1 protein-coding gene is annotated in these 392 nt (G+C 57.1%); it reads left to right on the forward strand.

The annotated features are described in order from the left end of the window. Positions 1-392: hypothetical protein (locus AB4Z30_RS30090; RefSeq protein WP_441931232.1), on the forward strand; the 392-nt coding region annotated here is incomplete at both ends.

A 392-nucleotide genomic window follows, 5' to 3' on the forward strand; every position in this document is an offset into this window, starting at 1 on the left:
GCTGCTGGATCTGGGTCTGAACGCGAAGGCGGAAGGGGAGAGTGCAACGATGGCTCAATCCGAACGCAACAGTAACGTGAATGACCGCGAGCGTACCGCAAACAGTAGCTATGCCAGCGAAAGCCGTGGCATGCTGGATCTGGGTCTGAACGCGAAAGCAGAAGGGGAGAGTGCAACGATGGCTCAATCCGAACGCAACAGTAACGTGAACGACCGCGAGCGTACCGAAAACAGTAGCTATGCCAGCGAAAGCCGTGGCATGCTGGATCTGGGTCTGAACGCGAAGGCGGAAGGGGAGAGTGCAACGATGGCTCAATCCGAACGCAACAGTAACGTGAATGACCGCGAGCGTACCGCAAACAGTAGCTATGCCAGCGAAAGCCGTGGCATGC

Origin of the sequence: Paenibacillus sp. 2TAF8, assembly GCF_052114825.1 — a bacterium.
Taxonomy (GTDB): Bacteria; Bacillota; Bacilli; order Paenibacillales; family Paenibacillaceae; genus Paenibacillus.